Below are 26,011 nucleotides of genomic sequence, written 5' to 3'. Positions count from 1 at the left end.
GTTGAGATCGAACCGGGTTGCCCGCGGTGCGCTACGCGCTATCGTCGGTTCCATGGCCACCACAGCGGACCACCTCAGGACAACACTCGACGGACGCTGGCGGGAGGTGCGTGAGCGCGTTCGCGGCGAATTGAACGACGAACGTTTTGCTCCGCACTACACACCCAACACCGCCATAGCGCGTTCCAAGGCTCTCGAACAGATGCGGGTTCTCGCCGATCTCGGCTACGCCGCAAACGGTTTCGCGGTATCTCACGGCGGAACGGGCGACGCGGGCGGCGCCGTCACCAGCATCGAGATGCTGGCGATGTCCGACCTCTCGCTGATGGTCAAGGCGGGCGTCCAGTGGGGATTGTTCGGCGGCGCCATCGAAAACCTCGGTACCGAGCGTCATCACCAGGCGTACGTCAAACCGCTGATCGATCTGGACCTACTCGGATGCTTCGCGATGACCGAGACCGGCCACGGCAGCGACGTACAAGAACTCGAAACCACCGCAACCTACGACGTCGAGACGGGCGAGTTCGTCGTCAACTCCCCCACTCCGTCCTCGCGCAAGGACTACATCGGCGGCGCGGCCCAGCACGCCACCGTCGCGGCGGTGTTCGCTCAGTTGATCACCGGTGGCGAAAGCCAGGGCGTCCACTGTTTTGTCGTGCCGATTCGTGACGACGCCGGCAACGACCTTCCCGGCGTCACGACGTCCGACTGCGGACTGAAGGGCGGACTACCCGGAGTCGACAACGGCCGCATCGTCTTCGACCAGGTCCGCATCCCGCGTGAGAATCTACTCAACCGTTACGCCGACGTCGCCGAGGACGGCACGTACAGTTCGGCTATCGAAAACCCGAACCGTCGTTTCTTCACGATGGTCGGCACACTGGTTCGTGGACGTGTCACCGTCGGTGGTTCGGCAGCAGCGGCCGCCCGCGTGGGATTGGCCATTGCCGGTCGATATGCCCTGCAGCGCAGGCAGTTCAGCGCCCCGAAGAGCGACGACGAGGTTCTGATCATGGACTACCTCGTCCACCAGAAGCGTCTGCTGCCGTTGATCGCCCGCTCGTACGCTCTGCAGTTCGCACAGAACGAACTTGTTGCCGCGATGCACGACATCCAGAGCAGCGACAACCCGGATCCGCAGGAGCAGCGCGAACTCGAAGGTCGCGCCGCCGGACTCAAGGCCGCAAACACGTGGCATGCCACGCGGGCCATCCAGGAGGCACGCGAAGCGTGCGGCGGCGCAGGCTATCTCGCGGAGAACCGTCTCACCGCACTCAAGGCGGACACCGACGTGTTCACCACGTTCGAGGGCGACAACCACGTTCTGACGCAGTTGGTCGCCAAGGAACTGCTCACCTCCTACGCCGACGAAGTACGCGGCATGAGCCCGGTCGACTGGATGCGCTTCGCCGCTACGACGGTCTCCGACGTGGTCAAGAAGCGCACGGCGGCGCAGCAGATTCTGCAGACGATCGTCGACACCCGCCAGGACAACGAAGAGGACGGCAGCCTCTTCAACCGCGGCACCCAGATGAAGATGTTCGAGGACCGCGAGGAGTACCTACTCGCTACTGCGGCAAGGCGATTGCAGGCCGCACAGAAGCGCGAGGAGAACCCCTTCGACGCGTTCAACTTCGTGCAGGATCACGTGCTCAAAGCCGCTCAGGCACACATCGAGCGTGTCATCCTGGAAGCATTCGTCGCCGGTATCGACTCCTGTGAGGACGAGACCACGAAGGAACTCTTCGGCGAGGTGTGCGACCTCTATGCACTGTCCGTCATCGAGGAGGACAAGGCCTGGTTCATGGAGCACCGGCATCTGTCGGTGGAGCGTTCGAAGGCCGTGACGCGCGGAATCAACGAGCGTTGCCGCACCCTGCGTCCCCACGTCGAGACACTGATCGACGGGTTCGGCATTCCGGACATCCTGCTGGGGTCGGCGATGCTCGACGGACCGGGTACGGACGCGGTACGGCTGAAGCAGACGGTCTGAAGTAGATGGTCGGGTGGGGTCGGCAAACGCCGGCCCCACCACACTCAGTGCGCTGCTGCCTTTTTCGACTGGCGTGAGGTAAGCAGTCCGGTCAGGCCGAGTGCCGCGACGAGCCAGATTCCCAGAACGAGCAGGTGCGGCCCCGCACCGTTGCCATCGAAGTAGATGGACGTTCAATATCGCAGCGATCTGCGCGACCATGTTCTCTCCCGCGTCGTACAGCCGCCGGGCGCGGGCGATTTGATCGTCGGTGAGCTTCGGGGGCACCCGCCTTCTCTGACGCGCGCCCGCGCAGCGGCCAAGCCGTGCCGCGTGTTCGCCGCAATCAGCTCACACTGAAACCGCGAGTACCGACAGCATCCCGACCATCGCCCGCTTCCTCGGACGATGTGTCGATTCCCTGCTCGAGAACCTTCAACTTGATCCCGCGCTCGCGCGGCTGCGCCCCGCAGGGTGATCAGATGAAGCACTGAGCGGCCCAACCTATCGAGGCGAGTGATCACCAACGTGTCCCAACCCGTAACCGCGCCGTAACGGCATCAAGTTGCGGGCGCGATGCTTTCGCACCTCCGGAATGGTCCATGCGGATGTTCGCGGCATAGACACCGGCCCGTGTCAGGGCATCGACCTGTTGGGAATTCTGATTTGCGCTTGAGACTCGTACGTAGCCGAACAGCTTATGTCGAAAACTGCTCCAATTAAAGGCTTTCCGACAAACATGGAGTCGCCGGCATCTACCAGAATCAGCCGGAAGAGCACACTCGGAGCCTCCCCGGGGTACGTGCCATCCCTGCGGCGGCGATCAGGGGACTGGACGTTCGCTCGCCTTCTGGCCTGCTGATTACACAGACCGCGATGACGATCCGCAAGGATCGCATGTCCGGTAAGCGAACACCAACGCAGTACCGATGTGCTGAAATATCGATGATGCACAGGGGTAGCTGACAACGGTTCAGCGCCCTCGACAGAGGACGGCTGATGCGATGACAGAGACCGGCATGAAGCGGATTGGTGTGGTGGAAGATCACTCCGCGGTAGTACTGGGAGTCCAAGCGATGCTCTCTGGACAGCCCGATTTGATAGTGGCTGCGTCGGCTGCCACGGTCACAGACCTGCTGAATCAGCAGATTCCATTGGATTTCGTGCTGCTCGATCTGAGGTTGGCGGATGGTTCCTCCCCGACTGCGAATGTCGACCGACTGCGGGCTGCGGGGTTGGAGGCGTTGGTCTTCACGGGTGCGGAAAATCCTTATCTGGTCAGGTTGGCTGCGAAGGCAGGTGTGCTGGGTGTTATCCGTAAGTCAGCGCCGACAGAGCAGGTTGTCGAAGCCATCGTCGCGGCTGCCGCCGGCCACCCTGTAGCGACCACCGAATGGGCCGCTGCGATCGACGGTGATCCGGACCTATCCGACGTCGGGCTCAGCCCACGGCAACAAGACGTCCTCACCTTGTACGCCTCCGGAGAGAAAGCCGATCGCGTAGCGCGGATGACCGGGCTGACTCCGAATACAGTCAACGACTACCTCGCACGGATCCGCACAAAATACGCCGACGCCGGCCGGCCGGCGCGAACGAAAACAGACCTCTACAAGCGCGCCGTCGAAGACGGCTGGCTTCCGGTTCCAGAGCATCCGATCCGATGACCCGTCAGTCGCTTCGCCCTGAACAGAATGCCGTTCGGACGGAAGACACCGACCGGATCTTGCGAATGTTCGCCAGGTTCACCAGCATCGGATACGTCGCATACCTGGTGATCTTGTGGCCATCGATCACCGAACTCGCTCCGCGAATGGCTCCGTGGTGGACGCCGATCATGGTCGTTGTCGTGTTCGGGTCCGGACTCATCCCCGGCGCGCTGTCGTTTCGAACCGAGACGCAGGCGATGCGTGCCTCCGCTGCCTTAGCGGCGACGGTCTTTCTTATCGCGGTGGTCACCTGGCCGGCGGCGTGGAACGGACCGGACCTCCCCGCCAATGATGGCGTGTGGCTCGCCGCGTTCCCCGGTCTGGCAAGCCTCGCCGCTGTACTTGTCTGGTCGACACCGGCCGCATTCGTTCACCTGGCGATCGGGTGCACGGGTGTACAGCTGATCAACCTCGTAGCCCGCGACGGCGCGCAATCAGGGATGTTGGTCCCGGAGATCGCCTTCGCGATCATGTTCTGCACCTTGTTCGTCGGCGGCGCCGCGATGGCACTACGCACCGGGAGGGTCCTCGATGCCACCACCGACGAGACATACGCCGCGGCAGCTGACGCTGCCGCCCAACGTGCTCGTATCGTCGAGCGTGAACGTTTCGACGCGCTCATCCATGACAGCGTGCTCTCGACGCTTCTGGCTGCCTCACATGGGCAGCCGCATTCTCTTCTCCGCGACCTCTCCGAAACAACGCTGGCGGAACTCGACGATCTCCGTATCGGAAGCGAACCAGCACAACCGTTCTCACTCGAACACGCACTTGTCCATCTGAGGACCGCGGCCACCGACGCCGACGCCCAGGCCAGGTTCGAAGTCATCGACACCGCTGCCGCGTCGTTGCCGTTCCTGCCTGCCGAGTGTGTTCGCGCACTGGGGTCGGCATTGTCCGAGGCCCTGCGCAACTCTCGCCTGCACGCCGGACCTGATGCACTGCGAACGGTCACCACGGCAGTGACCAGGACCGGCGTCCGAATCGAGGTCGCTGACAACGGGTCCGGCTTCGTTGCTTCCGACGTCGCGCCGCACCGACTCGGCATCACCGTCAGCATCCTCGGCCGCATGCGCGCCGTCCCCGGCGGATCGGCACACGTGGATACCAGCCCCGGCGTCGGCACGACAGTACATCTGGGGTGGGAATCCGAATGACTCACCACGACAACGATGTTCACGATGTTCGAGAGTTGCTCGGTCTGCGCACCATCGCAGCGAAAACCGTCGTCACCGCGTTCGTGGCGACGTTCGCTCTGGTCGCCTGGTCCACGAATCCACCCGGAGGTGGATGGTTCGAGTTCGCAGCCTGGATCGTCGTCAGCATCGGCGCAGTGGGCCTCATCGGGGTTCCGGGCGATCCGCTTGCGGCTCCGGCTACCGCATACCTGACGCTGTCCGGGCCGATCGCGGTCAATTTGATCTTTGTCGTCGTCCCCGTTCCGATCGACGGGCTCCTGCAGTTGTGGCCCCTGGCGGCGTCGACGGCGATCTACACCTACATGTGCGTCCGAGGCCGCACTGCGTGGGCGTGGATCGGTATGGCTGCCGTCCTGGCCAGTTGCATGCTCTGGGCGGAGCGGACCGGTCAAAGCGCCGCTTACGGGCTGTCGATGTCGGCGATTAACCTCGCACCGCTACTGATGGCAACCTTCTTCGCCTGGACCATCCGGCCGGCCGCACGCGAGATCTTTGCCCTCCGCCGACAAGCGACGTTGCGCATCGCCGCCGAAGCAGCCGACACCGCCGTTCTCGACGAACGCGATGCCCAACTCACACGCCTGGATGACCTCGCACGACCCCTCCTCGAACGCATCACCGACGCCGACCCACTGACCGGCCAGGAACGTCTCGAATGCCAACTCCTCGAAGCGCACCTACGCGACACCTTGCGAGCGCCGACCCTCGCCGTCCCCCACATCGCTGCCGAAGCGCGTGCGGCCCGCACACGCGGCGTCGAGGTCATCCTGCTCGACGACCACGCCCTCGACACCGCACCCGAAGAAATACGAGACCGCGTCATCGCCGCCGCCGCGGACGCACTCATCCGAGCACGATCCGGGACACTCACGATCCGGATCCTCCCACCCGGGCGTGGCATTCTCGCCACCATCGTCCACAGCACCCGCGACGACATCGTCCGAGTCGAATACGACCCGGGCGGTCAACCGCTCGCCCCACGTATCTGATCAGGTCTGCTTGCTCATAGCGGCTGTGCCACCATTTTTGGGGTCTGTGCGCCATCGATCCATTCGACTACTTTTGACTCATTCCAGGTGGATCGACTGGTCGGTTTCAGCTGGTGCAGATGACAATCCGCTCCCTCACACGCTGACGCCTAGCTCCCGCTGACAAACACACCTCAAGAAGCGCACGTCGGCCAACACTCCTCCCGAAAGGACTTCCCCATGCGAAAAGTCTGCGCTGTCGCAGGATTCACCGCTCTACTCGTCGCCGCAGGAACCGGGGCCGCAGCAGCGGATCCCTTCCTCACCGGACCCGAATCCGATATTTACACCATCACCACCACCGAAACCGCGGCGACCATCACGCTCACCGCACCCTCTTACCAAGTGTGCAACGCAGGTCTGATCGTCCCCGGCTCACCCTCCGACCTCAATGCGCAGGCCGAAGGCAACCTGCCTGTAAACCCACCATCAGGTCCGGGATGGACAGGAGGGTACGAGTTCCTCGCACATGACCCGGCACTGTTCGAGACCCCGAGATTCGCAGGAGTACGCGACCTGGGGTACACCAGCCCAAGAGTCAACACGATCCCGCTGTCCACAGGCACGTACACGATCATCGGAAAATGCACCCCCTACGACGAGAACGGCAACTACGCCGGCGACGACGTCACCCACTTCGCATCGTTCACCGTCGGCGGTACCGAAGAACCTGGGGGACCTACCGACCCAGGCAATCCCCCCACCGGCGGCGGTAGCTCCGGCTCCCTCGGATCCTTGTTCGGCTCGTGACCCAACGGATCGACTAGACCAGATCACATCCACACAGTATGTCTCGAGACAGGTGATGATGTCTCGAGACAGGTGATGCGTCTCGATCACTGGACTTCCGTTGTCTTGCAAATGGTTCAACGGTTCTGAGGCACCGACCGGTATGAACGAATTCTCCAGTCTCACGAACGACACCCGACCCGAAGGTACCTGTTATGTTGCGTCGCACAGTTTTCGATCATCGGTTGTCGTGGCTGGTTTCGGCGGTGATTGCGGTTCTCGTGGTGTCCGGGATCGTGATGCCGTCGGGTGTGACAGCGCGTGCGAACGCCGATCCGGTCACCACATCGACAACAGCGACCGCGCCGGCATCAACCGCCCTCGTTGCCGGCGGCGATCATACATGTGCGCTCCTGGCCGGTGGCACCGCCAAATGCTGGGGCGACAACACGAACGGAATGCTGGGCGACGGCACCACCACATATCGGGTGACGCCGGTCGGCGTGGTCGGCCTCTCCGGCGCCATCGCCCTCACCGCCGGCAGCGGCCATACGTGTGCGTTGATGTCCGGCGGCACCGCCACGTGCTGGGGCTACAACGCAAACGGGCAGCTCGGGGACGGCACCACCACCCATCGATCGACGCCGGTCGAGGTGGTCGGCCTTGCAGGCGCTACCGCCCTCACCGCCGGTGGCAGCCATACGTGTGCGTTGATGCCCGGCGGCACCGCCACATGCTGGGGCAGCAACGAGTCCGGCCAACTCGGGGACGGCGGTGCCCCCATCGCCTATCGATCGACGCCGGTCGACGTGGTCGGCCTTGCAGGCGCCATCGCCCTCACCGCCGGCAACGCCCATACGTGTGCGTTGATGCCCGGCGGCACCGCAAAATGCTGGGGCTACAACCAGTACGGGCAGTTGGGAGACGGCAGCAACTACAACAGGCGATCGACACCAGTCGATGTGGTCGGCCTCTCCGGCGCCATCGCCCTCACCGCCGGCGGCAACCATACATGTGCGTTGATGCCCGGCGGCACAGCCACATGCTGGGGCTACAACACAAACGGGCAACTCGGGGACGGCACCACCACCCAGCGATCGACGCCGGTCGAGGTGGTCGGCCTCTCCGGCGCCATCGCCCTCACCGCCGGCAACGCCCATACGTGTGCGTTGATGCCCGGCGGCACCGCCACATGCTGGGGCAGCAACGAGGCCGGCCAACTCGGGGACGGCACCACCACCCAGCGATCGACGCCGGTCGAGGTGGTCGGGCTTTCCGGCGCCATCGCCCTCACCGCCGGCAACACCCATACGTGTGCGTTGATGTCCGGCGGCACCGCAAAATGCTGGGGACTCAACTGGCGCGGGCTGTTGGGGGACGGCACCACTACCCAGCGATCGACGCCGGTCGAGGTGGTCGGCCTTGCAGGCATCATCGACCCGGGTGTGCCCGGGAATCCTGATCCGGAACCGGTGTGTAAGAGTACGTACTTCGTCGGAGTGCGAGGCTCCGGGCAGGCACCGCAAGGCGCGTTGCCCTCGGCATCGACGTACCCGGCGGGGACCGTCGATCAGGGCATGGGGCCGGAGTTGAATGCTCAGGCTCAGGCATTGGACCGGATGTGGTGGGCCACACATTCGCCGCCGCAAGCCGGGATCGAGTACCTGGCAGTGGCATATCCGGCGGTCCCGGTAGGGGTGTCGGAATTCGACATCGTCGCCGGGACAGTGAAATTCAGTGGATACGGCGACGCCTACGAAACGTCGGTAAGCATTGGAGAAGCCAACTTGTCCACTACGCTGCGCGCGATCAATGCGGCATGCTCGCAATCATCGTTCGTGCCGAGGATCGCGTTGAGCGGCTATTCGCAGGGCGCGGATGTCATCAATGCGGCGATGACCCGAGCCCAACGTACCGGCGATCAGGCTGTGTTCAAAAATGTGGTGTCGATCGTCCATCTGGGTGATCCCAGCAAGACGGACGGTCGCGGCATCGAGGTACTGAGCGGCACGGGCGCTGGTGTCCGTTGGATCACCCCGGGCAAGTGGTCGTCCGTTCCCTCGCCGGCGGATCCGGCCCGCAATGACTGGATCGCGGAGAATCCGGGCAACACCCTGTTCTCATTCTGCGGTCGTTCGGACATCGTGTGCGACACGGAGTTCGACGCAAAACTGATTTTGGGTGTCGACAAGTTCATGGGGAAGATTCTCGGTCAATATCTGAGACCTTCGGTGACGGGTGTCACCACAGCGGCGGTGGTTGCCACGGGCACGCGGGTACACACGAGCTATCTGAGCCAATCGGTCCGGTGCACCGCCCTGGGAATCCCCGCCGGGAGCACGATGACCGTGCCCAACTGCGGGGCCAGCAAGATTCTCAGCGCCTTCGGGCCGGCCGTTCCGGCATCTGCCTTGGACCCGACTCCACGCGACGCCGATGGCGGCATCCCGCAGTTGTACGCGGCGCCGATCGCTCCGGGCCTTAGCGGGCCGCCCTTGCTGCGGCAGGGCCAGTCCGCGGAGGTGGTCTTCAAGGGGTTGCCGAACACCAAGCACACCGTGTCAGCACGGTCCGAGCCGATCGAACTGGGCACGGTGACCACAGACGCGGACGGTCTCGCGGTGTTCACGGTGACGCTGCCCGACGCTCTGCCCGATGGCGAGCACCGACTGATCTTCACCTCGGAGACAGGCCTTGTCTACGGTGCGAAGTTCACGGTCGCGCATAGCGCTGCGGCGGTGGACGATGCTGCGTTCGTGCTGACGGAGGACAACCGTGTCGCCGAGACGCCTTTGCTGCCTGATCCGGTCACTCCGCCGAGCGATGGAACGGGGTCGCTCGGCAGTCTGGGGAGTGTGTTCGGCAGCTGACGGACTCGGTTTCACTGGCCGCCGTCAGCGGAGAGGGGCCCCGCGAGTTTCTCTTGGGTTCTAGCGGTCGTTGCAGCACCCCGAATTTTGGGGAGTTGCAACGACCGTGGCACATTCCGACAAATCGGAGATCGAAGAACGGGGAATGCTCGCCCGAAGACAAGAACTGATTCTTCCGCGAATTCGACAAGATCGGCCATTTAACCACCAGCTCACGATCGCGATCCGAATACAGTCATCTCCGTTGCCCGAAATCCTCACAACAGATCAATCACCGAGATCGCCCAAACCCTCGGCGTTCGACGAAGCACCCTCTGCCGCTACCTCGAAGACAACGGTCACCGTGTCAGATAATTCCGTGAAAAACGTGCCGAATAATTACGGGAGTCATGCAACGACTCGAACACCGCGGACCCACCATCCCTCTCGACGAAACCCCGCCGATCACATCCTGACCAACGTTAACCGCCGAAAAATACGAGCACGCCGCACTAGCTCCCGAAGGCGGAAAGAACCGCCTGGACCAGCAAGTCCGCGGTCACGGTACTCAACGAAGATACGTACCACAGGCCGGACTCGGAAATCTCCATCACATGAATCGCAAAATCCTTAGCCGGAAGGCTGGTGCAGATTCCAGCCAGGACGCAAATCCCGGGTCCACTGCGGCGACGCTGGACCAATGACCATGGGCCAATCTCTTGAACAACGTAATCCCAGGCCCACCATCCAACACGCTACTCGGATCGGAAGTAAGCCTGAAGGCCTGACCAACCTCGAGAAGGGCCGGAGCCCAGTCTCCGACGAAATCAGCAGGGTTGGTCACCATGACATATACCCAGCCGACGGACTGAACCGGATGTAGTAGAGCGGGCGCATCGGATTCGATCCCGTTAGATCCCGTGTCCCAGACGCCGAGGGCCTTCTCGTCATGGTCTGACGACATCAAAGTTACGTCCGATGTGGGGTAGCGGCATCAGAAACATAAGCTGTACTTCGTTTAGATGAACTTGCTGCTGTCACTCTCACCATCGAACTATCTCCGTGTCAGAATCATCCCATGTCCTTTACTCGAATGCGTCCCGTCCACTTTGTGGTCGCTTTTGCGATAGGCGCAGGGTCTTTCACGGCATGTGCCATCTCCGATACCCCTGGGCCCGACGACGTCGTCCCCGCAAAACAATGCACGGACTGGGACGCCGACAATCCGACCTTGCGCCAGGTCTACGACGGCGCCGCAGAACTACTCGCTAGCACTGCTATTGCGGGGGGAAGCTCAAAAGCCGAGGTGGAGGCTATCCGACAAGGAAATTCCTATGACTCCGTTGTCGCGATACTCCCACCCGAACAATCGGCCGAGCAGGAACAGTTCGCGGCGGGTATTCCTAGTGGAGGATACGCCCGATATGTACGGGCCATCTGCGAGTCGGAGGAGTCGTTCCAGGGCGTACCAACCATCACCAGCACCCCGTGGGCAGCAGCTCTGGATGGAATAATGACTTGCGCCGTCATACTGTCTTTACCAGCGTCCCAACGGGATTCCTACGCTAGTTCGACAAAAGAAAGCATGCGCTCACCTGGTGTGAGCGATGCCCTTGTTACCTACGCGTTCACAAAAGCCACCGCCGCTCGCGAACATCTGTGTCCGCAGTAGATTTCTTCCAGAAATGCCGACACCGCCGCAGAGTTCATGGAGAGCCGACGTCTGAAAGATCCTTCACCGTCTCCGCAAATCGCGAACGCGCAGAAGCGGGACGCTGCTGAAAACAGTGCATTCCGCTCCACACTTCTATCGATCGAATCGCTCTCCGCTGACGCTTAGTCGTACAGACCAGCCGGCTCCAAATCGAATCTGGGCGACAGGAGGATCTACGATAGTAGGAACATTTCACATCGCCTGCATTGCTCGAAACATTCTGACAACAAAATAGATACATCCGTTGGCAATCACTGCGAAAAGCAACATCTGAATAATCTAATTCCCTGCACCCGTAACGGAAATATCTGTATCGACAAGAAAGCATTCATCGTATTGGTGAACGCAGCACCCACGAACGAACTCATCACTTTCCGACACGCGACGATCCCGCCAACCAGCACTATCCCCCATGTCGCCATTTGATGAGAAGATTTCCTCCCACACGCAACGAAGGCGTAGGCGATTCCCGCCCAGATCGCATACAACAGGAGATCGAAGACAATAGCTACGTAAACATCGTGAATCACCAAGGAAAGAATCAACGAGAATACTGTTGCTGCCGCGTAGATGCCCACAACATAAGTCACGTGATTACTGCGAGCCGCTTCCCCGCGCATCCGCGCTCGACTCCGAGACATGACCGGAGTATTTGCCACCAATCTCGCCGCTCGTCTAGACGGCGAAGACGCGTACACCCGCGCGCTCCTGGTCTCCGCCCAGGTGTCCGGATTGTTGAGTGCTCTCAGCGACGAGAGCATCCCTCAGTCGGCAGATCGAGATCAGTTGGCAAAGCTCTACGGCCGGGCGATGCAGACGCTGATCGATCAGTACTGAGCGATGACCTCGTCGGCAAACCGTCGAATGGAGTCGAGTCTTCCCTGACGATCACCGGCATCAACTCCGTAGCGATACCACGGCGACACTCTGATTTCCGTGACTCCGAGAGTCTCGAGTTCGCGATATCCGTCCAGATCACGAACATCAGTCGGCGAGACGTTGACGCCGAAAGGAATATCGGCACGACCGTACTCGACCCGCAATTCCATGAGGCGATCGATGGCGGAGGCCAATTCGGCTTTGGTCGTGTTCACCGACATCCAACCGTCGGCCAGCCTGGCTGCGCGGCGCAATCCCGGTTCACTGTGCCCACCGATGTAGATCGGAACCGCAATCTCCGGAGCAGGACTGATCATCAGAGCGTCGAACTCGTAGTGCTTGCCGTGGTATTCGATCCATTCGGGTCCACGTCCCGCACACACGGCCTTGATGATCTCGATGGCTTCGTCGGTACGCGCACCGCGGGTGCGCATCTCGGTCCCGGTAAAGGTGAATTCCTCGGGGATCCAGGACAAACCGATGCCGAGTGCGATGCGATTTCGCGACATCACTGCCATGGTCGAGACCTGCTTTGCCGTCAACAAAGGATCACGCAGTGGGAGTTTGAACACGTTGGTGTAAAACTGAATTCGCGACGTGACGGCCGCCATTGCCGTCATCGCAATGAACGGATCAGGCATCGGAGTCTCGGGCGCCCACATCCGCTTCCCGTCAGCGGTGTACGGATACGGCGCCGACACCTGCTCGGGATAGAACACGGAATCCGGCATCGCGATACCGTCGAACCCCACCTCTTCTGCAACCTGGGCCAATTCGCACAGTTCCAGAGCGTCGATCATCGCGCCCGCCAACGACCACTTCATCGTTCCACCATTTCGCCGCTACACCATTTCGTCATTCGCACGTCGAAACACCCTTCCGTTCAGAGGAACTCACTTCGACGACATCCAGGCTTCGTCGAAGAACATGATGTCGGTGATATTGCGTTCGACGCCGTGAATATTGCCGTCCCATGCGGTCAACACCGATGCGGGACCCCAGATCACGTAAGGAACAGTCACATTGGCGTACTCCTGCACCTTGCTGATCGCATCACGGACAGCGTCGTCCGACGGTGCAGTCTGCACAGCCGTGATCAGTGCGTCCATCTCCGGGTCCGCAAAGCCCGACGGGTTGTTCTTCGAATCACTGGCCATACTGTTGTACACATTGAGGTACGGCGCTTCTTCGCCGACTGGAGCGCCACCTCTGGTCATGTCGAAATCGTGGTCCTTGTATACCCGTCGGACCAGGTCGGTCACATCGGTGGCGTAGTCGATGGTGACGTCGAAACCGATCGCGTTCAGCGACGCCTGAACCGTCAGTGCCGTCGCCTGCTGGCTCGGCTCCGAGGTGGTGAGGTAGCGGAGTTTCCCGTCGTACCCGTCGGACTTCGCTTGATCGAGCAGCGCCTTTGCCTTCACGTGATCGAACGGGATGCCTGCGGTGTTGTTGAACCAACGTGATGTCTGCGGGACCAGTTCGGAACTGGCGGTGCCCAATCCGTTGTTCGCACGGGTATTGATCGCCGCCGGATCCACCCCGTAGGCGATCGCCTGACGAATGCGCACATCGGCTCCGGGCTTGCCCGCCCGGTTGTTGATCGTGCCGATCCCGTTCTGTCCGGTCGGACTGAGGTAGCCGGAGTATCCGTCATCGAGAGCTTGGTTGATGACGGCCTCGTCGCGAAGAATGTACGTCATGTCGATCTGACCGCTCTTCAGCGATTCGTACTGAGACTGTGCACCCGAGGTAGGGACAAACCGCAGTGTGTCCAGTGGCGGTTTGCCGCCCTGATAATCCGTGCGTGCGGCGAGTACCAGTTCTTCGTGCGGCGCGAACTTGGCCAAGGTGAACGGGCCCGCCCCGATCGGAGTGAACGTTTTTTCCCCTCCCACGGTCTCTGCGTCGGAACTTCGCGCAACGATCATTCCGGGGCCGAGCGACAACAGTGCCGGGAATTGTCGCCAGGGCCGCTCGAGCACAAATTCGACAGTGGTGGCGTCGGGTGTCTCGATCCGCTCCACGATGTTGAGCCAGGTCTGCGATACATCACCCTTACCTGCCACGAATCGTTCGATACTCCACTTCACCGCTTCCGCGTCGAGCGGGCTTCCGTCACTGAAGGTCAGACCATCAGCCAAAGTGACGGTGTACGAGGTGAAGTCGCTGTTGCCCGACAGTGACTTCGCAAGTTTCGGCACGAAGCTCCCGCTGGCGGAGTCGCTGCGCACCAGCGTGTCGTAAATCGCGGCCATTTCGGTTCCGCCGGTCGAACCGGCGGCTTGAGTTCTAGTGGGGTCCAGTGAGGAAGGGAACGAATAAGACCCGAAGGTGAGAAGACCTCCGTCGATCCGCTCCCCAGTATCTCGAGCTCCCACGAAACCCGCTGCGCCGCTACTGCCCGGTGAATCCGATCCTGCGGTGCCCCCACTGCTGGAGGCGCACCCGGCCAACAACAGGGCACCGGCAAGCCCGAGCGCGACAAATCGAGGGACGAACCGATTCTTCTTGGTGTACATACGTTCCCAATCTCGGCAGCGGGTCAGATCTTGACTACCTTCGACGTCGGGATCGGGTGCGAGTCCGCCTTGATCCAGCGCAGCGCCCAAGTCCCCTCGGCGTGCGAATCGGTGTCGATCCAGTTGCCGTAGCCCGGATCCTTCGCCGCCACGACAATCGTCATGGTGCCGTCGTCGTTGAGCTTCGCGGTGTGGTTGTTGATGTAGATGTTCGTGCGGTTGTAGTCGAGAGACTCGACCCAGAAGTTCTGCAGCACGAAGTTGAAGTACTCGCAGTTCGGAACCTCGGTCTCGATGACCCACGCCTCGTCCTCGGCGAGCTTCCAGTAGCCGTGGAAGTAGAAGATCGTCGGATCGCCGCCGGCGTCCTGGAAGTAGTCCTGTCCCCAGTCGAAGATCTCGTTGGTGTGCGGCTGGAATTTGCGCGACCATTCCAGGAAGGTCTCCGCCATCCCCTTCACGATCCCGACGGACTTGGTGAGGCGCTCGCCGATCTCTTCCGGAGTCAGCGGGACGAACTCCCCGTCCGGGTTCAGGCATTCGATGGTCAGATCACCGATGACCTCGTTGCGCCGATCCTTGTAAGTTTGCCGAACGGAGATGAGGTTGCTGTCGGGCGCCAAAGGCAGCCAAGCCCCCTCAGCGGGCTTGTCGACGCTCGCGATGAACTCGAAACGGCCGTTCTCGTCGACCTCGAGGTCCTGGATATGCAGATCGCCGGTCTGCAGCATGGTGCCGTCGATGTGGTACCGATTGACGCGCGAGCCGAAGGTGATCAACGGGACGGTGCCTCGGGTGCCGATGATCCGGTAGTTGTACTGACCGGAAATGTTGGCGCGCATGTAGACGTTGTCCGGGTTGTCGGCACCGATCTTCGTCATCATGTTCGGGTTCGGAGCCGACGAGAACTGTGGCCAGCGTGGATCGGTGTACTCGACACAGTTGATCGTGCCGTACCGAAGCAACCGACTCAGATAGCGGACGCCCTCGGCCTGGGTCAGCGGGTCCTGAGGGACGATCTCGTCTTCCAGGACCTTTCCGACCTCGAGCAGATCTGCGCAGAACTTTTCCCAAACAGCATTCATGTGAATCTCCTTGTTTCGGTCAGGGCTTCAGGGTGTGGTGGCGAACTTCGCTTCGACGTCGGCAGCGCTCACGCCGAACTCCTCGAGCGAATAGCGGTGCGACGGACGACGATGCTCGGCAAGGCTCGCCTGGTGTGACGCCTCCACCGCGGCGCGAGCCTCGTCCGTGAAGGGCAGGGCGAACTGTGCATAGATCTTCTCGACGGTGCCGACTGCATCGGAGATGAAGTCCTTGTAGTCGACGTCGATGAAGTGATCGGAGTTGTAACGGCTACGGGCACTGTTGAAGTTCGCATTCCCTCTCGCCCACAGGTCGAGTTGGGTGCGCCCGATAGCCGGACGGTCGAAGGCCTTCGACATGTCGTGTCCGCCCTGCTCGGCAAGGCTGAAGGTGGACGCCATCGACGTCAACGGGTCCCGGAAGGTCCGAACGAACAGTGCATCCGGATAAACCGACATGATCTCGTCGATCGCGAATACATGGCTCGGGCTCTTGAGCACCCACCGTCGGTCCTGGTCGTGCAGCCCGATCAACTGCAGGTTCTTCTTGTGCCGCGCATATGTTTCGGTCCAGTCCTGCTCCGCCAGCCACCGGGTGTAACTCGGCACGTACGCCACCGTCTCGACCGCGGTCGAGAGCATCGTCTGCTGCAGCAGACGCCAACATTCCTCGACCTCTTCTGCCCCCATGAAATGCACCTTCATCAGGTCCGCCTCGTTGCGCTGGCGCGCACGGTAGAAGGCGTCGGAACGAACGTAGTCTGCGTTCTCCGACCACTTGTCGCGCTCGGGGCGAGGCTGCGGCGACTCGGCGAGCCACATCTCGGCGCCCTGATGCGCCGGGTCGGCACCGAGCAAGCGGTGCAGCGCGGTGCTGCCGGTGCGGGTCAACCCGACCACGAAGATCGGGCGTTCGATCGGAACGTCTACGTGCTCTGGATATTTCGCGAATCCGGCCTCACTGGTCAGGCGACCCGCGAGCGCTCCGACGATCATCTTGCGAGCGATCACCTTGCCGTGAGGAGTGAGGTCGGCCTCCTTCCGGAACGCTTCGAGCAGCACTCGAAGTCCTTCGAGATAGCCTTCGCTGCCGAAGTTTTTGTACCCGGCCGCCTCGCGCGCAGCCTGGTGCAGGTCATCGATGGAACCGATGCCGTCGTAATCCTGTGTCATCTGTAATTCCTTGGGGGATGGGTTCAGTGGTGGGTGTGACCGCAGTTGACGTCGAGACATTGCCCGGCGATGGCTCTGGCCGCATCGGACAGGAGGAAGACGACGGCATTGGCGATGTCGTCGGGTTCTGGTAGCCGGCGTAGATCGGCGCCCGCTGCGATCTCGTCGTAGATCATCTTGGGGTCGACTCCTGCTGCCGCCGCCTTTTTCTCGAACATGTTCTTGACCGAGTCCGCCCAGATGTAGCCGGGCGCAACCGAGTTCACTCGAATCCCCTTGGGTCCGAGATCGATCGACAAACTTCGCGCCATTGCCAGGAGGCCGGCTTTCATGATGCGGTACGCCCCGAACCCGGGAAGCTGATTGCGCAGCACCATGGACGTCACCATCACGACGGACCCCTGTGCCTCGGTCAATGCGGGCACAAACGCGCGTGTGACATTCAACGCCGCAAGCAGGTTGATGTCGATACCCGACTGGATGGACGCCAAATCAGCGTCGAGGAGCGGGACCTGGGCCGGTTGGACGAATGCATTGTTCACAAGGCAGTCCACGGCACCGAACTCGGCGACCGCTGTCTCCGCCAGCGACGTGATCGAGTCGACGTCGGTGAGATCGGTCGGAACGGCCAGTGCAATTCCGCCGCGATCACGGATCTCGGTTGCCACCGATTCCAAGCGCTCGGGTGTACGGGCAGCCAGGACAACTTTCGCTCCGGCCACCGCACTCTGCAGCGCAATCGAGCGACCCAGCGCCGGGCCCACTCCCGAGACGACGACCACCTTGTCTGCCAGCAGGCCGTGACAGGTTAGCACAGCGCCTGCGGATCGAGAACCACGCTCAGAGAGGTGATCTTGCAGTTCTCGTCGAACTCGAACAGGTCGGTGGCAGCGAAGTCGGGGATACCGACTCGCTGCACCCGAAGTTGCATGGCCGCGTAGTTTCCCGTCACCGAAATCGGGCCGAGCAGACTCACTGTGAAGTCGACCTGCGCGTTCGCGGTATCGAATGCGCGAATCTCGTCGATCCCGCGGTAGGTCTGGACCCCGAGCGGTTCGTGTTGAACTGCGTCGGGTGCAAACAGCGCAACCAGGCCGTCGACGTCGTGACTTCCGAGATACTTGACGTAATCTTCTACAGCAGAAACTATTTCAGCTCTGTCAGGCATGGAATTTCCTCGTGGTCAGTCGGATCAAGAGATGGTTCCGCGGGCGCGGAGGTAATCGATGATCGCGATCGCAGCGTCCTCGGTCGTCGTGACACTGGTGTCGATGTGAATGTCAGGGTTCTGCGGCGCTTCGTACGGCGAATCGATTCCGGTGAAGTTCACCAACTCCCCACGTCGAGCTTTCTTGTACAGACCTTTGGGATCTCGCTCCTCTGCGACGGCAAGAGCGGTGTCGACGAAGATTTCGACGAACTGGTCGTCGCCGATCAATTCACGGGCGGCATGACGCTCGGCCTCGAACGGTGAAATGAAGGACGCGAGGACGATCAGACCCGCGTCCGCCATCAGGCGGGTGACCTCGGTGACGCGGCGGATGTTCTCGACGCGGTCGGCTTCGGTGAATCCGAGGTCTCGATTCAACCCGTGACGGACGTTGTCTCCGTCGAGGAGGTAGGTGTGCGCGCCGAGTGCGTGCAGTTGACGCTCGACGTCGTTGGCGATAGTCGACTTACCCGAACCGGAAAGACCGGTGAACCACAGAACTGCGGGTTGGTGTCCCTTGAGCCTGGTGTGCGCGGCCTCGTCGACGTCGACGGATTGCCAGTGAATGTTGTCCGATCGACGCAGCGAGTGCGTGATCATGCCCGCACCGACAGTGCCGTTGGTAAGACGGTCGATGAGGATGAAGCTACCGGTGTCGCGGTTGCCCACGTACGGATCGAACGGGACGGGCCGATCGAAACTGATGTTGCACACACCGATTTCGTTGAGCTCGAGAGTAGTCGTTGCGGTCTTTTCGAGTGTGTTGACGTTGATCTTGTGTTTCGGTTTGGTGATGCGTGCGGTGAGAGTGACGGTACCGATCTGGCACAGGAACGGCCGTTCAGGCAGCATGGGAGCCTCACCCATCCAGACGATGCAGGCCTCGAACTGATCGGCGACGGCCGGCGGATTGTCACCGATGGAGAGCACGTCGCCGCGGCTGATGTCGATCTCGTCGGTGAGCGTGATGGTGACGGAGCGGCCGGCACCGGCAACGTCGAGGTCGCCACCCATGGTCACGATGCGCTCGACGGTGGACGTCTTTCCACTGGGGAGCACGCGGATGGGGTCCCCGGGAGATACTGTGCCGGAAACGATCTGGCCGGAGAATCCCCGGAAGTCGAGGTCTGGCCGGTTGACCCACTGCACCGGCATCCGGAACGGAGCCGCGGCGGCAGCATCGTCGATGTCCACGCTTTCGAGATGCTCGATCAGGCTGGGCCCGGAGTACCACGGGGTATTTGCACTGCGCTCGGTGAGATTGTCACCCATGTATGCCGACATCGGAATGGCGACGAATCCGTCCAGCCCGATCTCGTGAGCGAAGGCCGTGTAGTCCGCGGTAATGGCATCGAAGACCTCTTGCGAGTAGTCGACGAGGTCGAGCTTGTTCACGGCAAGAACCACGTGCTTGATCCCGAGCAACGACACGAGATACGAGTGCCGACGGGTCTGAGTCAGAATGCCTTTGCGGGAGTCGACAAGGATCACCGCGAGATCGGCGGTCGACGCGCCGGTCACCATGTTTCGGGTGTACTGCTCGTGCCCCGGAGTATCGGCGACGACGAACTTGCGTCGCTCGGTCGTGAAGTAGCGGTAGGCGACGTCGATCGTGATGCCCTGCTCACGTTCGGCAGCGAGACCGTCGACCAGGAGCGCGAAATCGAGCCCCTCCCCCTGGGTGCCGCTCTTGCGTGAATCCGCTTCGAGCGCCGTCAACTGGTCGTCGAAGACGAGCTTCGATTCGTAGAGCAGACGGCCGATCAGGGTGCTCTTGCCGTCGTCGACGCTGCCACAGGTGATGAATCGCAGCATGCTCTTGTTCGCGTGACGCTCGAGGTATGTCTCGATGTCGTCAGCGATCAGATCCGAGGAAACAGTCATCAGAAGTACCCCTCTTGCTTCTTCTTTTCCATCGACGCACTGGAGTCGTGGTCGATGACCCGTCCCTGGCGTTCGGAAGTGGTGGTGAGCAACATTTCCGAGATGATCTCGGTCAAGCTGGTGGCGGTCGACTCGACAGCGCCGGTCAGCGGATAGCAGCCGAGGGTGCGGAAACGAACACTCTTGAGTTCCGGAGTTTCTCCCGGCAGCAACGGCATCCGGTCGTCGTCGACCATGATGAGTGCGCCATCGCGTTCGACGACGGGACGCTTGTCGGCAAAGTACAGCGGAACGATCGGAATCTCTTCCTGGCGTATGTATTCCCACACATCCAGCTCGGTCCAGTTCGAGAGCGGGAAGACGCGCAGGCTTTCACCCGGCGCTTTGCGGACGTTGTACATCCGCCACAACTCCGGTCGCTGCTGCTTGGGATCCCAGCGGTGCGCAGCCGATCGGATCGAGAAGATCCGTTCCTTGGCGCGGGATTTTTCTTCGTCACGGCGGGCGCCGCCGAATGCCGCGTCGAACTTGTAGTGATCGAGGGCTTGTTTGAGGCCCTCGGTCTTCCACATGTCGGTGTGCACCGCGGATCCGTGAGTGAACGGGTTGATCCCCTGCTTCACGCAGTCCGGATTGGTGTGGACGATCAGATCGAGATCGCCTGCAGCAGCGGTACTGTCACGAAGTTTGTACATTTCTCGGAACTTCCACGTGGTGTCGACGTGCAGAAGCGGAAACGGCAGCTTCGACGGATAGAAGGCCTTGCGCGCCAGATGCAGCATCACGGCGGAGTCCTTGCCCACCGAGTACAACATCACCGGGTTCTCGCTCTGCGCAACAGCTTCACGCATGATGTGGATGCTCTCGGCTTCGAGCCGTTCGAGATGAGTCAGTGTCGTGGTCATCGGCCCAGTTCCTCCAGTGCTTTCGGGGCGAGTTCTGGTCGGCAGATCAGCAGATCCGGCAACCACGGGTTTTCCTGGTTGTAGCGAAGTTCGCTGCCATCGATACGTGAAACATGCAGTCCCGCAGCGCGTGCGACAGCGACCGGCGCCGCCGAATCCCACTCGTACTGCCCGCCCGCATGGGCATAGATGTCCGCGTCACCCGAGACGACCGCCATTGCTTTGGCTCCGGCGGATCCCATTTCGATCAACTCCGCGCCCATCGAGTCGGCCATGCGCATGACCGGTTCCGGACGACGCGTCCGCGATACGACGACTCGAACCGGCGTCGCGGCATCCCGCCCGGTTCGATCATCGCTGCTCGAATAGGTGACACCGAGGGCAGGCATTGCGACCGCACCCGCTGTGAGGACACCGTTTTCGGTCAGTGCGACATGAACGGCCCAGTCCGATCGGCCGGCTTCACCGAATTCACGGGTGCCGTCGAGCGGGTCGACGATCCACACTCGATCCGCAGCCAGCCTCGCGAGGTCGTCGGCGCCTTCCTCCGACAGCACTGCATCCGCAGGAAAGCGTCGGGCAAGTTCGGCGACGATGAATTCGTGACTGAGCCGATCGGCGGCGTTCTTGAAAGTCGCGGCATCACCGTCGTTTTCGCCGAGAGATTTCCGGTGTTCGAGCAGAAGTTCTCCCGCCGCAGTGGCGATGTCGATCGCCGCGCGTTCATCGTTGGTGCGTGTCATAGGTACTCCACAACTGTGTAGACCTCCCGATCGATACGGGAAGAAAGGTCAGGCCGACCGCAGAGTGTCCAGCGCTTTGCACTGGCCTCGATGTGGTCTGCGCCATACCGTAACACCAGAATGAACGATGTTCATTCTATTTCGAACAATGTTCATTCTATGATCTACATCACATTCAATTGAGTGCGGCGTTCGACAACGAACAGTGTTCGATGTGAATTGAGGATGCCGCCCACCGCGACTACGGTGATCAAATGAGCAGTACCAGCAGCAAGTCGATCTACGGCGACGCCGAAGTGCGTCGGCGCCGAACACTCGACGCGGCGATCTCGCTACTGGACGAGGGTGGCTACTCCGCGCTCACGATCCGCGCGGTCGCCAAACGAGCCGGCACCAGCACTGGGCTGATCTACCAGTACTTCGTCGACAAGCAGGACATCTTCGCAGCCCTCTTGAGCGAAAGTCAGCTGGAAATGGCTGATTTCGTGAACTCGCTCCCCCGCGAGCAGGGACTGAGCGCATTGCTCGCGTCCATGATTTCCGAGTTTGCTCGGCACTGGGCACGGGTGGGTCGACTCACCACCACCTGGCGCGACATCGAAGGCATGGCCGGATCCGACCGAGAGAGCATGCGGGAACTTCACGCATCCGTCGCGGTCTTCAACTCGGCGTTGATTCGAGCGCTCACCGAAGCTGCTGCAGCCGAAGGAAGTCGGCTGATCGACGACCCTGCGCTGATCCACGTCGTGCTCTCCGGGCTCAAAGGTCTGTCGGACACCATCGTCGTCAACATCGCCAAGGAAATCACGCCCGAGCATTTCGTGAACTTCTCCGCCCGGGCGCTCGCGCGGTCCATCACACAGTGACGGACCGGCACCTTACGAACGAACGAGACGAGCGATAGCCGCCTGTGCTTCCTTGATCTTGACGTCCGCTTCCGGACCACCCTGCTTGGCAGCTTCGACGACGCAACCTGCGAGGTGGGCGTCGAGAAGCTTCAGGGATACCGACTGCAGCGCGCTCGTCGCAGCGGACACCTGGGTGAGCACGTCGATGCAGTACCGGTCGTCTGCGACCATGCGCGAGATTCCGGCTACCTGACCTTCGATACGACGAAGGCGCTTGAGCAGATCGTCCTGCTCGGGGCTGTAACTACTCATACCGCAACTATACCCCCTACCCGTATGAGGGCTAGCGGGATGCGACGAAGCCCACCCGGACCCGGCGCACGACATCGATGGCCATCAGCCCCGCAACCAGAATCGACAGCCCGGCACCCGAGATCCAGAGGCCGTCGTAGTGCGTGCTCTCGAACGGCGGAGCGCCCTCCAAGATCGGGCCGAAGTCGGTAGTCGTCGTACCCGACCGCCAGCACACGATCGCCAGAATCGTGGCGGCGACGATGCCGAGGACACCGATCCACGTCTTCACGTCGACAAGCGGAGATGGCTGCGACTCAGTCATCGGCAGACCCGTCCGGTTCGACACCAACCGTGACAACCTGGCTCAACGCCTCGCGAAGTGCCCGATCGTCTTTCGCCCACGCCCGCACCAATCCCCCGGTGGTCAGACGCAAGCCGATACCGTGCCGACGCCTCGGCACTCCGGACAGCTCACCGAGTGCACGTGCCGTTTCCCACGGTTCCATTTCGTCCTCGTAGGCCGCGTCGTCGGACTCTGGGAACACCTCGGCGATCTCGGTGATCGGCACCTCTTCGGTTCCCTGACGCAAAGTAGTCGCGGTCAGAAGTACGCTCGCATGCCGGCGCGCGGCAATCACCTGCACGTACACCAATCCGGTGAGAATCACAGCGAACATCGCCAGACCGAACCAATGCACGACAGGGCCGGTGAACAGTTCGATGACCAAGGCGATCAGGCAGAAGATCGGACCGAACGCGACGGCCCACCACCGCGAACCCGGCTCGTAGTAGAGAACGTCCGGGCCGCCTTCAGGAGCACGGTCAGCCACGGGCAAACCAACTTCTTGTGGTGTCTCGGTAGATCGCAATGCAGGCACAGATCAACATGACGGGAACGACAAGCGCGAGCACGGTACTGATCCCGGCCACCACCAGCGCGATCTGCAGCACCGCGAACACTCCCGAGACGATCACCAGGATTCGTCGACAGAGAGGCTTTCCGGCGCGCGTGGGACCGGCGAGGCCGCCGATCGCGAGACCGGTCAACAGCAGAACCAGCCCGGATACCCGCACGAAGGTGACGTAGATGTCGATGTTTCCGGCCGATATGCCTTGATCGGTGAACTGCTCACGCAGCGAATACGACGCGCTGGTGACGTTGATCAGGCCGAAGAGTATGAGTAGGAACGCGCTGGCGATCCACAGCCAAAATGCTGCCTCGACGGCTGTCGGGCGCCTGACCTTCGTAGAGATACTCACGGGTTCAAGTGTGCGCTATCCGCTGACGATGCCCGGAATCATGAGCACCAGGAGTGTCACCAGAACCGAGGCTCCGAGGATCGCGAACAAGATCACTTCGGTGCGTGAACCACGTTGGCGCAGTGGCGCGTCGTGGGTGCTTTCTGTGCGCAGGGCTTCCTGAGAACTCATCGCGTGCGACCTCTCCCCTACTACTGCAGTGACCCGTTTCACAGTACCCCGAGCTACCTACCGGTTCCCCGTCGGGGGGAAACGAAGAAAGTACGGATTGGACTCTTTTCGGTGCATCATCACAATCGCGCCGACAGCAGCGACTGCCTGCAGGATTTCCGCTCCGCCGAACAGCAGCGTGGCCGCGCCGCCGTCGCCGCCGAGCCCGAAGATCACCGGGATCGCGGAGACCAGCATGAAGACACCACAGAATGTCAGCAACATTCGAGCCCAGTTCTTGCCGCGACTCATCGAGCGCACAAACAGAAGGAACACCGCGGTGACGATCACGACCAGCACCGCGGAAAACACGATGACCAGTGGGAACATACCGTCCACGTCGGAACGCGTCAGGCCCGCGTCGACAGCCGCTTGGTTTTTGAGCATCTCGTCGACGAACATCGACTTCTGCCCGAGCAGCATCCAGATCATCGCGCCGCCCTGGACCAACCCCAGCGCCGTCACAGCCCACCACAACTGAATCGCAGTCACGACGTCCGTCGGCGGCTCGGGTTTCGGCGTAAGTCCTGGGTATCCGTTGTAACCGGGGCCGTATCCCGGGATCTGACCGGTTGGCATCGGTCCGAGTTCGCGGTACGGCTGGTTCTCGAACGGCTGGTTCTCGAACGGCTGGTTCTCGTAGGGAGGTTCCCGGCGGGGCGGTTCCTGGCGCGACGGCGGCCACTGCTCGGTCATGACACCAGCGTATCGGTCGATACGGGCGCAGCCACCATGTGCGGCACCGTCACAGACAACATGCGTGACACCGTCACAGCCATCCGGCAACTTCCGACGCCCAGTACGTGAGGACCACGTCGGCACCGGCGCGGCGAATGCTGGTGAGCGATTCGAGAATCGCAGCATCCCGATCGATCCACCCGTTCTGCGCGGCGGCCGTGATCATCGAGTACTCCCCCGAGATCTGGTACGCCGCGACGGGAACCGGAGACCGGTCTGCTGTCTCACGCAGAATGTCGAGGTAGGACATCGCAGGCTTGACCATCACCATGTCGGCGCCCTCGGCGATGTCGAGGTCTACTTCGCGCATCGACTCGCGGCGATTGGCACCGTCCTGCTGATACGTACGACGGTCACCTTGCAACGAGGACCCGACTGCTTCACGGAACGGACCGTAGAACGCTGACGCATATTTCGCGGCATAGGCGAGCTGGCCGACCTCGACATACCCGGATGCGTCGAGCGCACCTCGAATTGCAGCCACCTGGCCGTCCATCATGCCGCTGGGTCCGAGCAGGTGAGCACCCGATTCAGCTTGTGCGAGAGCCATTTCGACGTATCGGATCAAGGTCGCGTCGTTGTCGACGGCACCGTCGGCAGAGAGCACACCGCAGTGGCCGTGATCAGTGAACTCGTCGAGGCAGGTATCGGCCATGATGACCGTCGAATCACCGAGTTCGTCTGCCAGAGCGCGCAATCCGACGTTGAGGATGCCGTCGGGATCGGAGGCACCGGAACCTTGTGGATCCTTGTCCTCCGCTTTGGGGACACCGAAGAGCATCAGGCCACCGACGCCGGCTTCCACCGCTTCCACCGCGGCGGACCGCAACGAATCGAGGGTGTGCTGGAAAACGCCTGGCATGGAACTGATCTCACGCGGAGCGTCGATGCCGTCGGCGACGAACATCGGCAACACGAGGTGCCGGGGTTCGAGCGAGGTCTCTGCCACGAGCCGCCGGAGCGCAGGCGTACGCCGGAGCCGGCGAGGGCGATGAGTGGGAAACACGGAAGGGGCCTCCTTCGTCGGGACCTGTGAGTGGTTGAGGAGCCCACAGACTCCTCA

At 61.7% G+C, this 26,011-nt stretch carries 27 protein-coding genes; 9 read left to right on the top strand and 18 right to left on the bottom strand.

Translation table 11 applies throughout. The features are described from left to right. The first annotated feature begins 52 nt into the window (after nt 1-52). Complete coding sequence (locus ACFQ6Y_RS24600; protein WP_378537575.1) at nt 53-1,993, top strand: acyl-CoA dehydrogenase; 1,941 nt, start codon at nt 53-55, stop codon at nt 1,991-1,993. A 165-nt stretch (nt 1,994-2,158) separates the two neighbouring features. After that, on the top strand, nt 2,159-2,332 hold the full coding sequence (locus ACFQ6Y_RS24595; protein ID WP_378638195.1) for a hypothetical protein: 174 nt from the start codon (nt 2,159-2,161) through the stop codon (nt 2,330-2,332). Nucleotides 2,333-2,492: 160 nt separating this feature from the next. On the opposite strand, the gene ACFQ6Y_RS24590 is transcribed toward ACFQ6Y_RS24595, so the two are convergent. Further along, complete coding sequence (locus tag ACFQ6Y_RS24590) at nt 2,493-2,612, bottom strand: hypothetical protein (protein ID WP_378638598.1); 120 nt, start codon at nt 2,610-2,612, stop codon at nt 2,493-2,495. 364 nt (nt 2,613-2,976) lie between these two features. On the opposite strand from ACFQ6Y_RS24590, the gene ACFQ6Y_RS24585 reads away from it, so the two are divergent. From ACFQ6Y_RS24585 to ACFQ6Y_RS24565, 5 genes are all read left to right on the top strand, one after another. Next, entirely contained in the window at nt 2,977-3,636 is a 660-nt protein-coding gene (locus ACFQ6Y_RS24585; protein WP_378638192.1) for a response regulator transcription factor, read from the top strand. Beyond that, nucleotides 3,633-4,835 carry a sensor histidine kinase gene (locus ACFQ6Y_RS24580; RefSeq protein WP_378638189.1) on the top strand — a complete coding sequence of 401 codons (1,203 nt, stop codon included), beginning with the start codon at nt 3,633-3,635 and terminating at the stop codon, nt 4,833-4,835. Before ACFQ6Y_RS24585 ends, ACFQ6Y_RS24580 begins: the two co-directional genes overlap by 4 nt. Further along, a complete protein-coding gene (locus ACFQ6Y_RS24575; protein ID WP_378638186.1) occupies nt 4,832-5,866 on the top strand; it encodes a hypothetical protein in 1,035 nt (344 codons plus the stop codon). Before ACFQ6Y_RS24580 ends, ACFQ6Y_RS24575 begins: the two co-directional genes overlap by 4 nt. 219 nt (nt 5,867-6,085) lie before the next feature. Further along, nucleotides 6,086-6,655 carry a hypothetical protein gene (locus tag ACFQ6Y_RS24570; RefSeq protein WP_378638184.1) on the top strand — a complete coding sequence of 190 codons (570 nt, stop codon included), beginning with the start codon at nt 6,086-6,088 and terminating at the stop codon, nt 6,653-6,655. Between the two features lie 194 nt (nt 6,656-6,849). Continuing rightward, complete coding sequence (locus tag ACFQ6Y_RS24565; protein ID WP_378638180.1) at nt 6,850-9,504, top strand: cutinase family protein; 2,655 nt, start codon at nt 6,850-6,852, stop codon at nt 9,502-9,504. A gap of 589 nt (nt 9,505-10,093) precedes the next feature. Here ACFQ6Y_RS24565 and ACFQ6Y_RS24560 read toward each other — a convergent pair. Next, nucleotides 10,094-10,447 (bottom strand): hypothetical protein, encoded by a 354-nt coding sequence (locus ACFQ6Y_RS24560; RefSeq protein ID WP_378638177.1) that lies wholly within the window; start codon nt 10,445-10,447, stop codon nt 10,094-10,096. A 1,347-nt stretch (nt 10,448-11,794) separates the two neighbouring features. Here ACFQ6Y_RS24560 and ACFQ6Y_RS24555 point away from each other — a divergent pair. Further along, nucleotides 11,795-12,034 (top strand): hypothetical protein, encoded by a 240-nt coding sequence (locus ACFQ6Y_RS24555; RefSeq protein WP_378638593.1) that lies wholly within the window; start codon nt 11,795-11,797, stop codon nt 12,032-12,034. Here ACFQ6Y_RS24555 and ACFQ6Y_RS24550 read toward each other — a convergent pair. From ACFQ6Y_RS24550 to ACFQ6Y_RS24510, 9 genes are all read right to left on the bottom strand, one after another. Continuing rightward, complete coding sequence (locus ACFQ6Y_RS24550; RefSeq protein WP_378548608.1) at nt 12,025-12,900, bottom strand: TIGR03619 family F420-dependent LLM class oxidoreductase; 876 nt, start codon at nt 12,898-12,900, stop codon at nt 12,025-12,027. The genes ACFQ6Y_RS24555 and ACFQ6Y_RS24550 overlap by 10 nt on opposite strands. A gap of 69 nt (nt 12,901-12,969) precedes the next feature. Continuing rightward, the gene (locus tag ACFQ6Y_RS24545) at nt 12,970-14,598 is read right to left on the bottom strand and encodes an ABC transporter substrate-binding protein (RefSeq protein ID WP_378638171.1); all 1,629 of its coding nucleotides are present in this window, start codon (nt 14,596-14,598) and stop codon (nt 12,970-12,972) included. Between the two features lie 23 nt (nt 14,599-14,621). Then, nucleotides 14,622-15,683, bottom strand: coding sequence for a DUF1214 domain-containing protein (locus ACFQ6Y_RS24540; protein WP_378537567.1), 1,062 nt, complete (start codon nt 15,681-15,683; stop codon nt 14,622-14,624). Nucleotides 15,684-15,710: 27 nt separating this feature from the next. Further along, nucleotides 15,711-16,856: a sulfotransferase family protein gene (locus ACFQ6Y_RS24535; RefSeq protein WP_378638167.1), complete on the bottom strand. Its 1,146-nt coding sequence runs from the start codon at nt 16,854-16,856 to the stop codon at nt 15,711-15,713. Between the two features lie 23 nt (nt 16,857-16,879). Further along, entirely contained in the window at nt 16,880-17,671 is a 792-nt protein-coding gene (locus ACFQ6Y_RS24530; RefSeq protein ID WP_378638164.1) for an SDR family oxidoreductase, read from the bottom strand. Next, the gene (locus ACFQ6Y_RS24525; protein ID WP_378537558.1) at nt 17,665-18,024 is read right to left on the bottom strand and encodes a nuclear transport factor 2 family protein; all 360 of its coding nucleotides are present in this window, start codon (nt 18,022-18,024) and stop codon (nt 17,665-17,667) included. The genes ACFQ6Y_RS24530 and ACFQ6Y_RS24525 overlap by 7 nt, the downstream gene beginning before the upstream one ends. Nucleotides 18,025-18,048: 24 nt before the next feature. Then, the gene (gene cysN, locus ACFQ6Y_RS24520) at nt 18,049-19,950 is read right to left on the bottom strand and encodes a sulfate adenylyltransferase subunit CysN (RefSeq protein ID WP_378537556.1); all 1,902 of its coding nucleotides are present in this window, start codon (nt 19,948-19,950) and stop codon (nt 18,049-18,051) included. Continuing rightward, nucleotides 19,950-20,855: a sulfate adenylyltransferase subunit CysD gene (cysD, locus tag ACFQ6Y_RS24515; RefSeq protein WP_138869752.1), complete on the bottom strand. Its 906-nt coding sequence runs from the start codon at nt 20,853-20,855 to the stop codon at nt 19,950-19,952. Before cysD ends, cysN begins: the two co-directional genes overlap by 1 nt. Beyond that, a complete protein-coding gene (locus tag ACFQ6Y_RS24510; protein WP_378638159.1) occupies nt 20,852-21,598 on the bottom strand; it encodes a 3'(2'),5'-bisphosphate nucleotidase CysQ in 747 nt (248 codons plus the stop codon). The genes cysD and ACFQ6Y_RS24510 overlap by 4 nt, the downstream gene beginning before the upstream one ends. A 254-nt stretch (nt 21,599-21,852) precedes the next feature. On the opposite strand from ACFQ6Y_RS24510, the gene ACFQ6Y_RS24505 reads away from it, so the two are divergent. Beyond that, nucleotides 21,853-22,464, top strand: coding sequence for a TetR/AcrR family transcriptional regulator (locus ACFQ6Y_RS24505; protein WP_378537550.1), 612 nt, complete (start codon nt 21,853-21,855; stop codon nt 22,462-22,464). 12 nt (nt 22,465-22,476) lie between these two features. On the opposite strand, the gene ACFQ6Y_RS24500 is transcribed toward ACFQ6Y_RS24505, so the two are convergent. The 7 genes from ACFQ6Y_RS24500 to hemB all read right to left on the bottom strand — a co-directional run bounded on the left by ACFQ6Y_RS24500 (nt 22,477) and on the right by hemB (nt 25,954). Next, nucleotides 22,477-22,758: a metal-sensitive transcriptional regulator gene (locus ACFQ6Y_RS24500; RefSeq protein WP_003942012.1), complete on the bottom strand. Its 282-nt coding sequence runs from the start codon at nt 22,756-22,758 to the stop codon at nt 22,477-22,479. A gap of 31 nt (nt 22,759-22,789) precedes the next feature. Then, a complete protein-coding gene (locus tag ACFQ6Y_RS24495) occupies nt 22,790-23,062 on the bottom strand; it encodes a hypothetical protein (protein ID WP_378447136.1) in 273 nt (90 codons plus the stop codon). Beyond that, nucleotides 23,055-23,570, bottom strand: a complete 516-nt coding sequence (locus ACFQ6Y_RS24490) for a hypothetical protein (RefSeq protein ID WP_378638155.1) — start codon at nt 23,568-23,570, stop codon at nt 23,055-23,057. Before ACFQ6Y_RS24490 ends, ACFQ6Y_RS24495 begins: the two co-directional genes overlap by 8 nt. Then, nucleotides 23,563-24,000 carry a hypothetical protein gene (locus tag ACFQ6Y_RS24485; protein ID WP_378447134.1) on the bottom strand — a complete coding sequence of 146 codons (438 nt, stop codon included), beginning with the start codon at nt 23,998-24,000 and terminating at the stop codon, nt 23,563-23,565. Before ACFQ6Y_RS24485 ends, ACFQ6Y_RS24490 begins: the two co-directional genes overlap by 8 nt. Nucleotides 24,001-24,015: 15 nt before the next feature. Next, on the bottom strand, nt 24,016-24,171 hold the full coding sequence (locus tag ACFQ6Y_RS24480; RefSeq protein WP_019744371.1) for a hypothetical protein: 156 nt from the start codon (nt 24,169-24,171) through the stop codon (nt 24,016-24,018). Nucleotides 24,172-24,228: 57 nt separating this feature from the next. Beyond that, nucleotides 24,229-24,906: a hypothetical protein gene (locus ACFQ6Y_RS24475; RefSeq protein WP_378638151.1), complete on the bottom strand. Its 678-nt coding sequence runs from the start codon at nt 24,904-24,906 to the stop codon at nt 24,229-24,231. Nucleotides 24,907-24,979: 73 nt separating this feature from the next. Continuing rightward, a complete protein-coding gene (hemB, locus tag ACFQ6Y_RS24470; protein ID WP_378537544.1) occupies nt 24,980-25,954 on the bottom strand; it encodes a porphobilinogen synthase in 975 nt (324 codons plus the stop codon). Nucleotides 25,955-26,011: the final 57 nt, after the last annotated feature.

The organism is Rhodococcus sp. NPDC056516, assembly GCF_042794655.1.
Classification (GTDB): Bacteria; Actinomycetota; Actinomycetes; order Mycobacteriales; family Mycobacteriaceae; genus Rhodococcus_F.
This window is presented reverse-complemented; position numbering and strand designations above follow the sequence as displayed.

Coding starts and splice junctions, on each gene's coding strand:
- cysD (WP_138869752.1), bottom strand. CDS start 20,855: ATGACCACGACACTGACTCATCTCGAACGGCTCGAAGCCGAGAGCATC.
- ACFQ6Y_RS24495 (WP_378447136.1), bottom strand. CDS start 23,062: ATGACTGAGTCGCAGCCATCTCCGCTTGTCGACGTGAAGACGTGGATC.
- ACFQ6Y_RS24570 (WP_378638184.1), top strand. CDS start 6,086: ATGCGAAAAGTCTGCGCTGTCGCAGGATTCACCGCTCTACTCGTCGCC.
- ACFQ6Y_RS24535 (WP_378638167.1), bottom strand. CDS start 16,856: ATGACACAGGATTACGACGGCATCGGTTCCATCGATGACCTGCACCAG.
- ACFQ6Y_RS24525 (WP_378537558.1), bottom strand. CDS start 18,024: ATGCCTGACAGAGCTGAAATAGTTTCTGCTGTAGAAGATTACGTCAAG.
- ACFQ6Y_RS24580 (WP_378638189.1), top strand. CDS start 3,633: ATGACCCGTCAGTCGCTTCGCCCTGAACAGAATGCCGTTCGGACGGAA.
- ACFQ6Y_RS24545 (WP_378638171.1), bottom strand. CDS start 14,598: ATGTACACCAAGAAGAATCGGTTCGTCCCTCGATTTGTCGCGCTCGGG.
- ACFQ6Y_RS24500 (WP_003942012.1), bottom strand. CDS start 22,758: ATGAGTAGTTACAGCCCCGAGCAGGACGATCTGCTCAAGCGCCTTCGT.
- ACFQ6Y_RS24505 (WP_378537550.1), top strand. CDS start 21,853: ATGAGCAGTACCAGCAGCAAGTCGATCTACGGCGACGCCGAAGTGCGT.
- ACFQ6Y_RS24585 (WP_378638192.1), top strand. CDS start 2,977: ATGACAGAGACCGGCATGAAGCGGATTGGTGTGGTGGAAGATCACTCC.
- ACFQ6Y_RS24550 (WP_378548608.1), bottom strand. CDS start 12,900: ATGAAGTGGTCGTTGGCGGGCGCGATGATCGACGCTCTGGAACTGTGC.
- ACFQ6Y_RS24600 (WP_378537575.1), top strand. CDS start 53: ATGGCCACCACAGCGGACCACCTCAGGACAACACTCGACGGACGCTGG.
- cysN (WP_378537556.1), bottom strand. CDS start 19,950: ATGACTGTTTCCTCGGATCTGATCGCTGACGACATCGAGACATACCTC.
- ACFQ6Y_RS24510 (WP_378638159.1), bottom strand. CDS start 21,598: ATGACACGCACCAACGATGAACGCGCGGCGATCGACATCGCCACTGCG.
- ACFQ6Y_RS24565 (WP_378638180.1), top strand. CDS start 6,850: ATGTTGCGTCGCACAGTTTTCGATCATCGGTTGTCGTGGCTGGTTTCG.
- ACFQ6Y_RS24480 (WP_019744371.1), bottom strand. CDS start 24,171: ATGAGTTCTCAGGAAGCCCTGCGCACAGAAAGCACCCACGACGCGCCA.
- ACFQ6Y_RS24560 (WP_378638177.1), bottom strand. CDS start 10,447: ATGTCGTCAGACCATGACGAGAAGGCCCTCGGCGTCTGGGACACGGGA.
- ACFQ6Y_RS24575 (WP_378638186.1), top strand. CDS start 4,832: ATGACTCACCACGACAACGATGTTCACGATGTTCGAGAGTTGCTCGGT.
- ACFQ6Y_RS24475 (WP_378638151.1), bottom strand. CDS start 24,906: ATGACCGAGCAGTGGCCGCCGTCGCGCCAGGAACCGCCCCGCCGGGAA.
- ACFQ6Y_RS24595 (WP_378638195.1), top strand. CDS start 2,159: ATGGACGTTCAATATCGCAGCGATCTGCGCGACCATGTTCTCTCCCGC.
- ACFQ6Y_RS24540 (WP_378537567.1), bottom strand. CDS start 15,683: ATGAATGCTGTTTGGGAAAAGTTCTGCGCAGATCTGCTCGAGGTCGGA.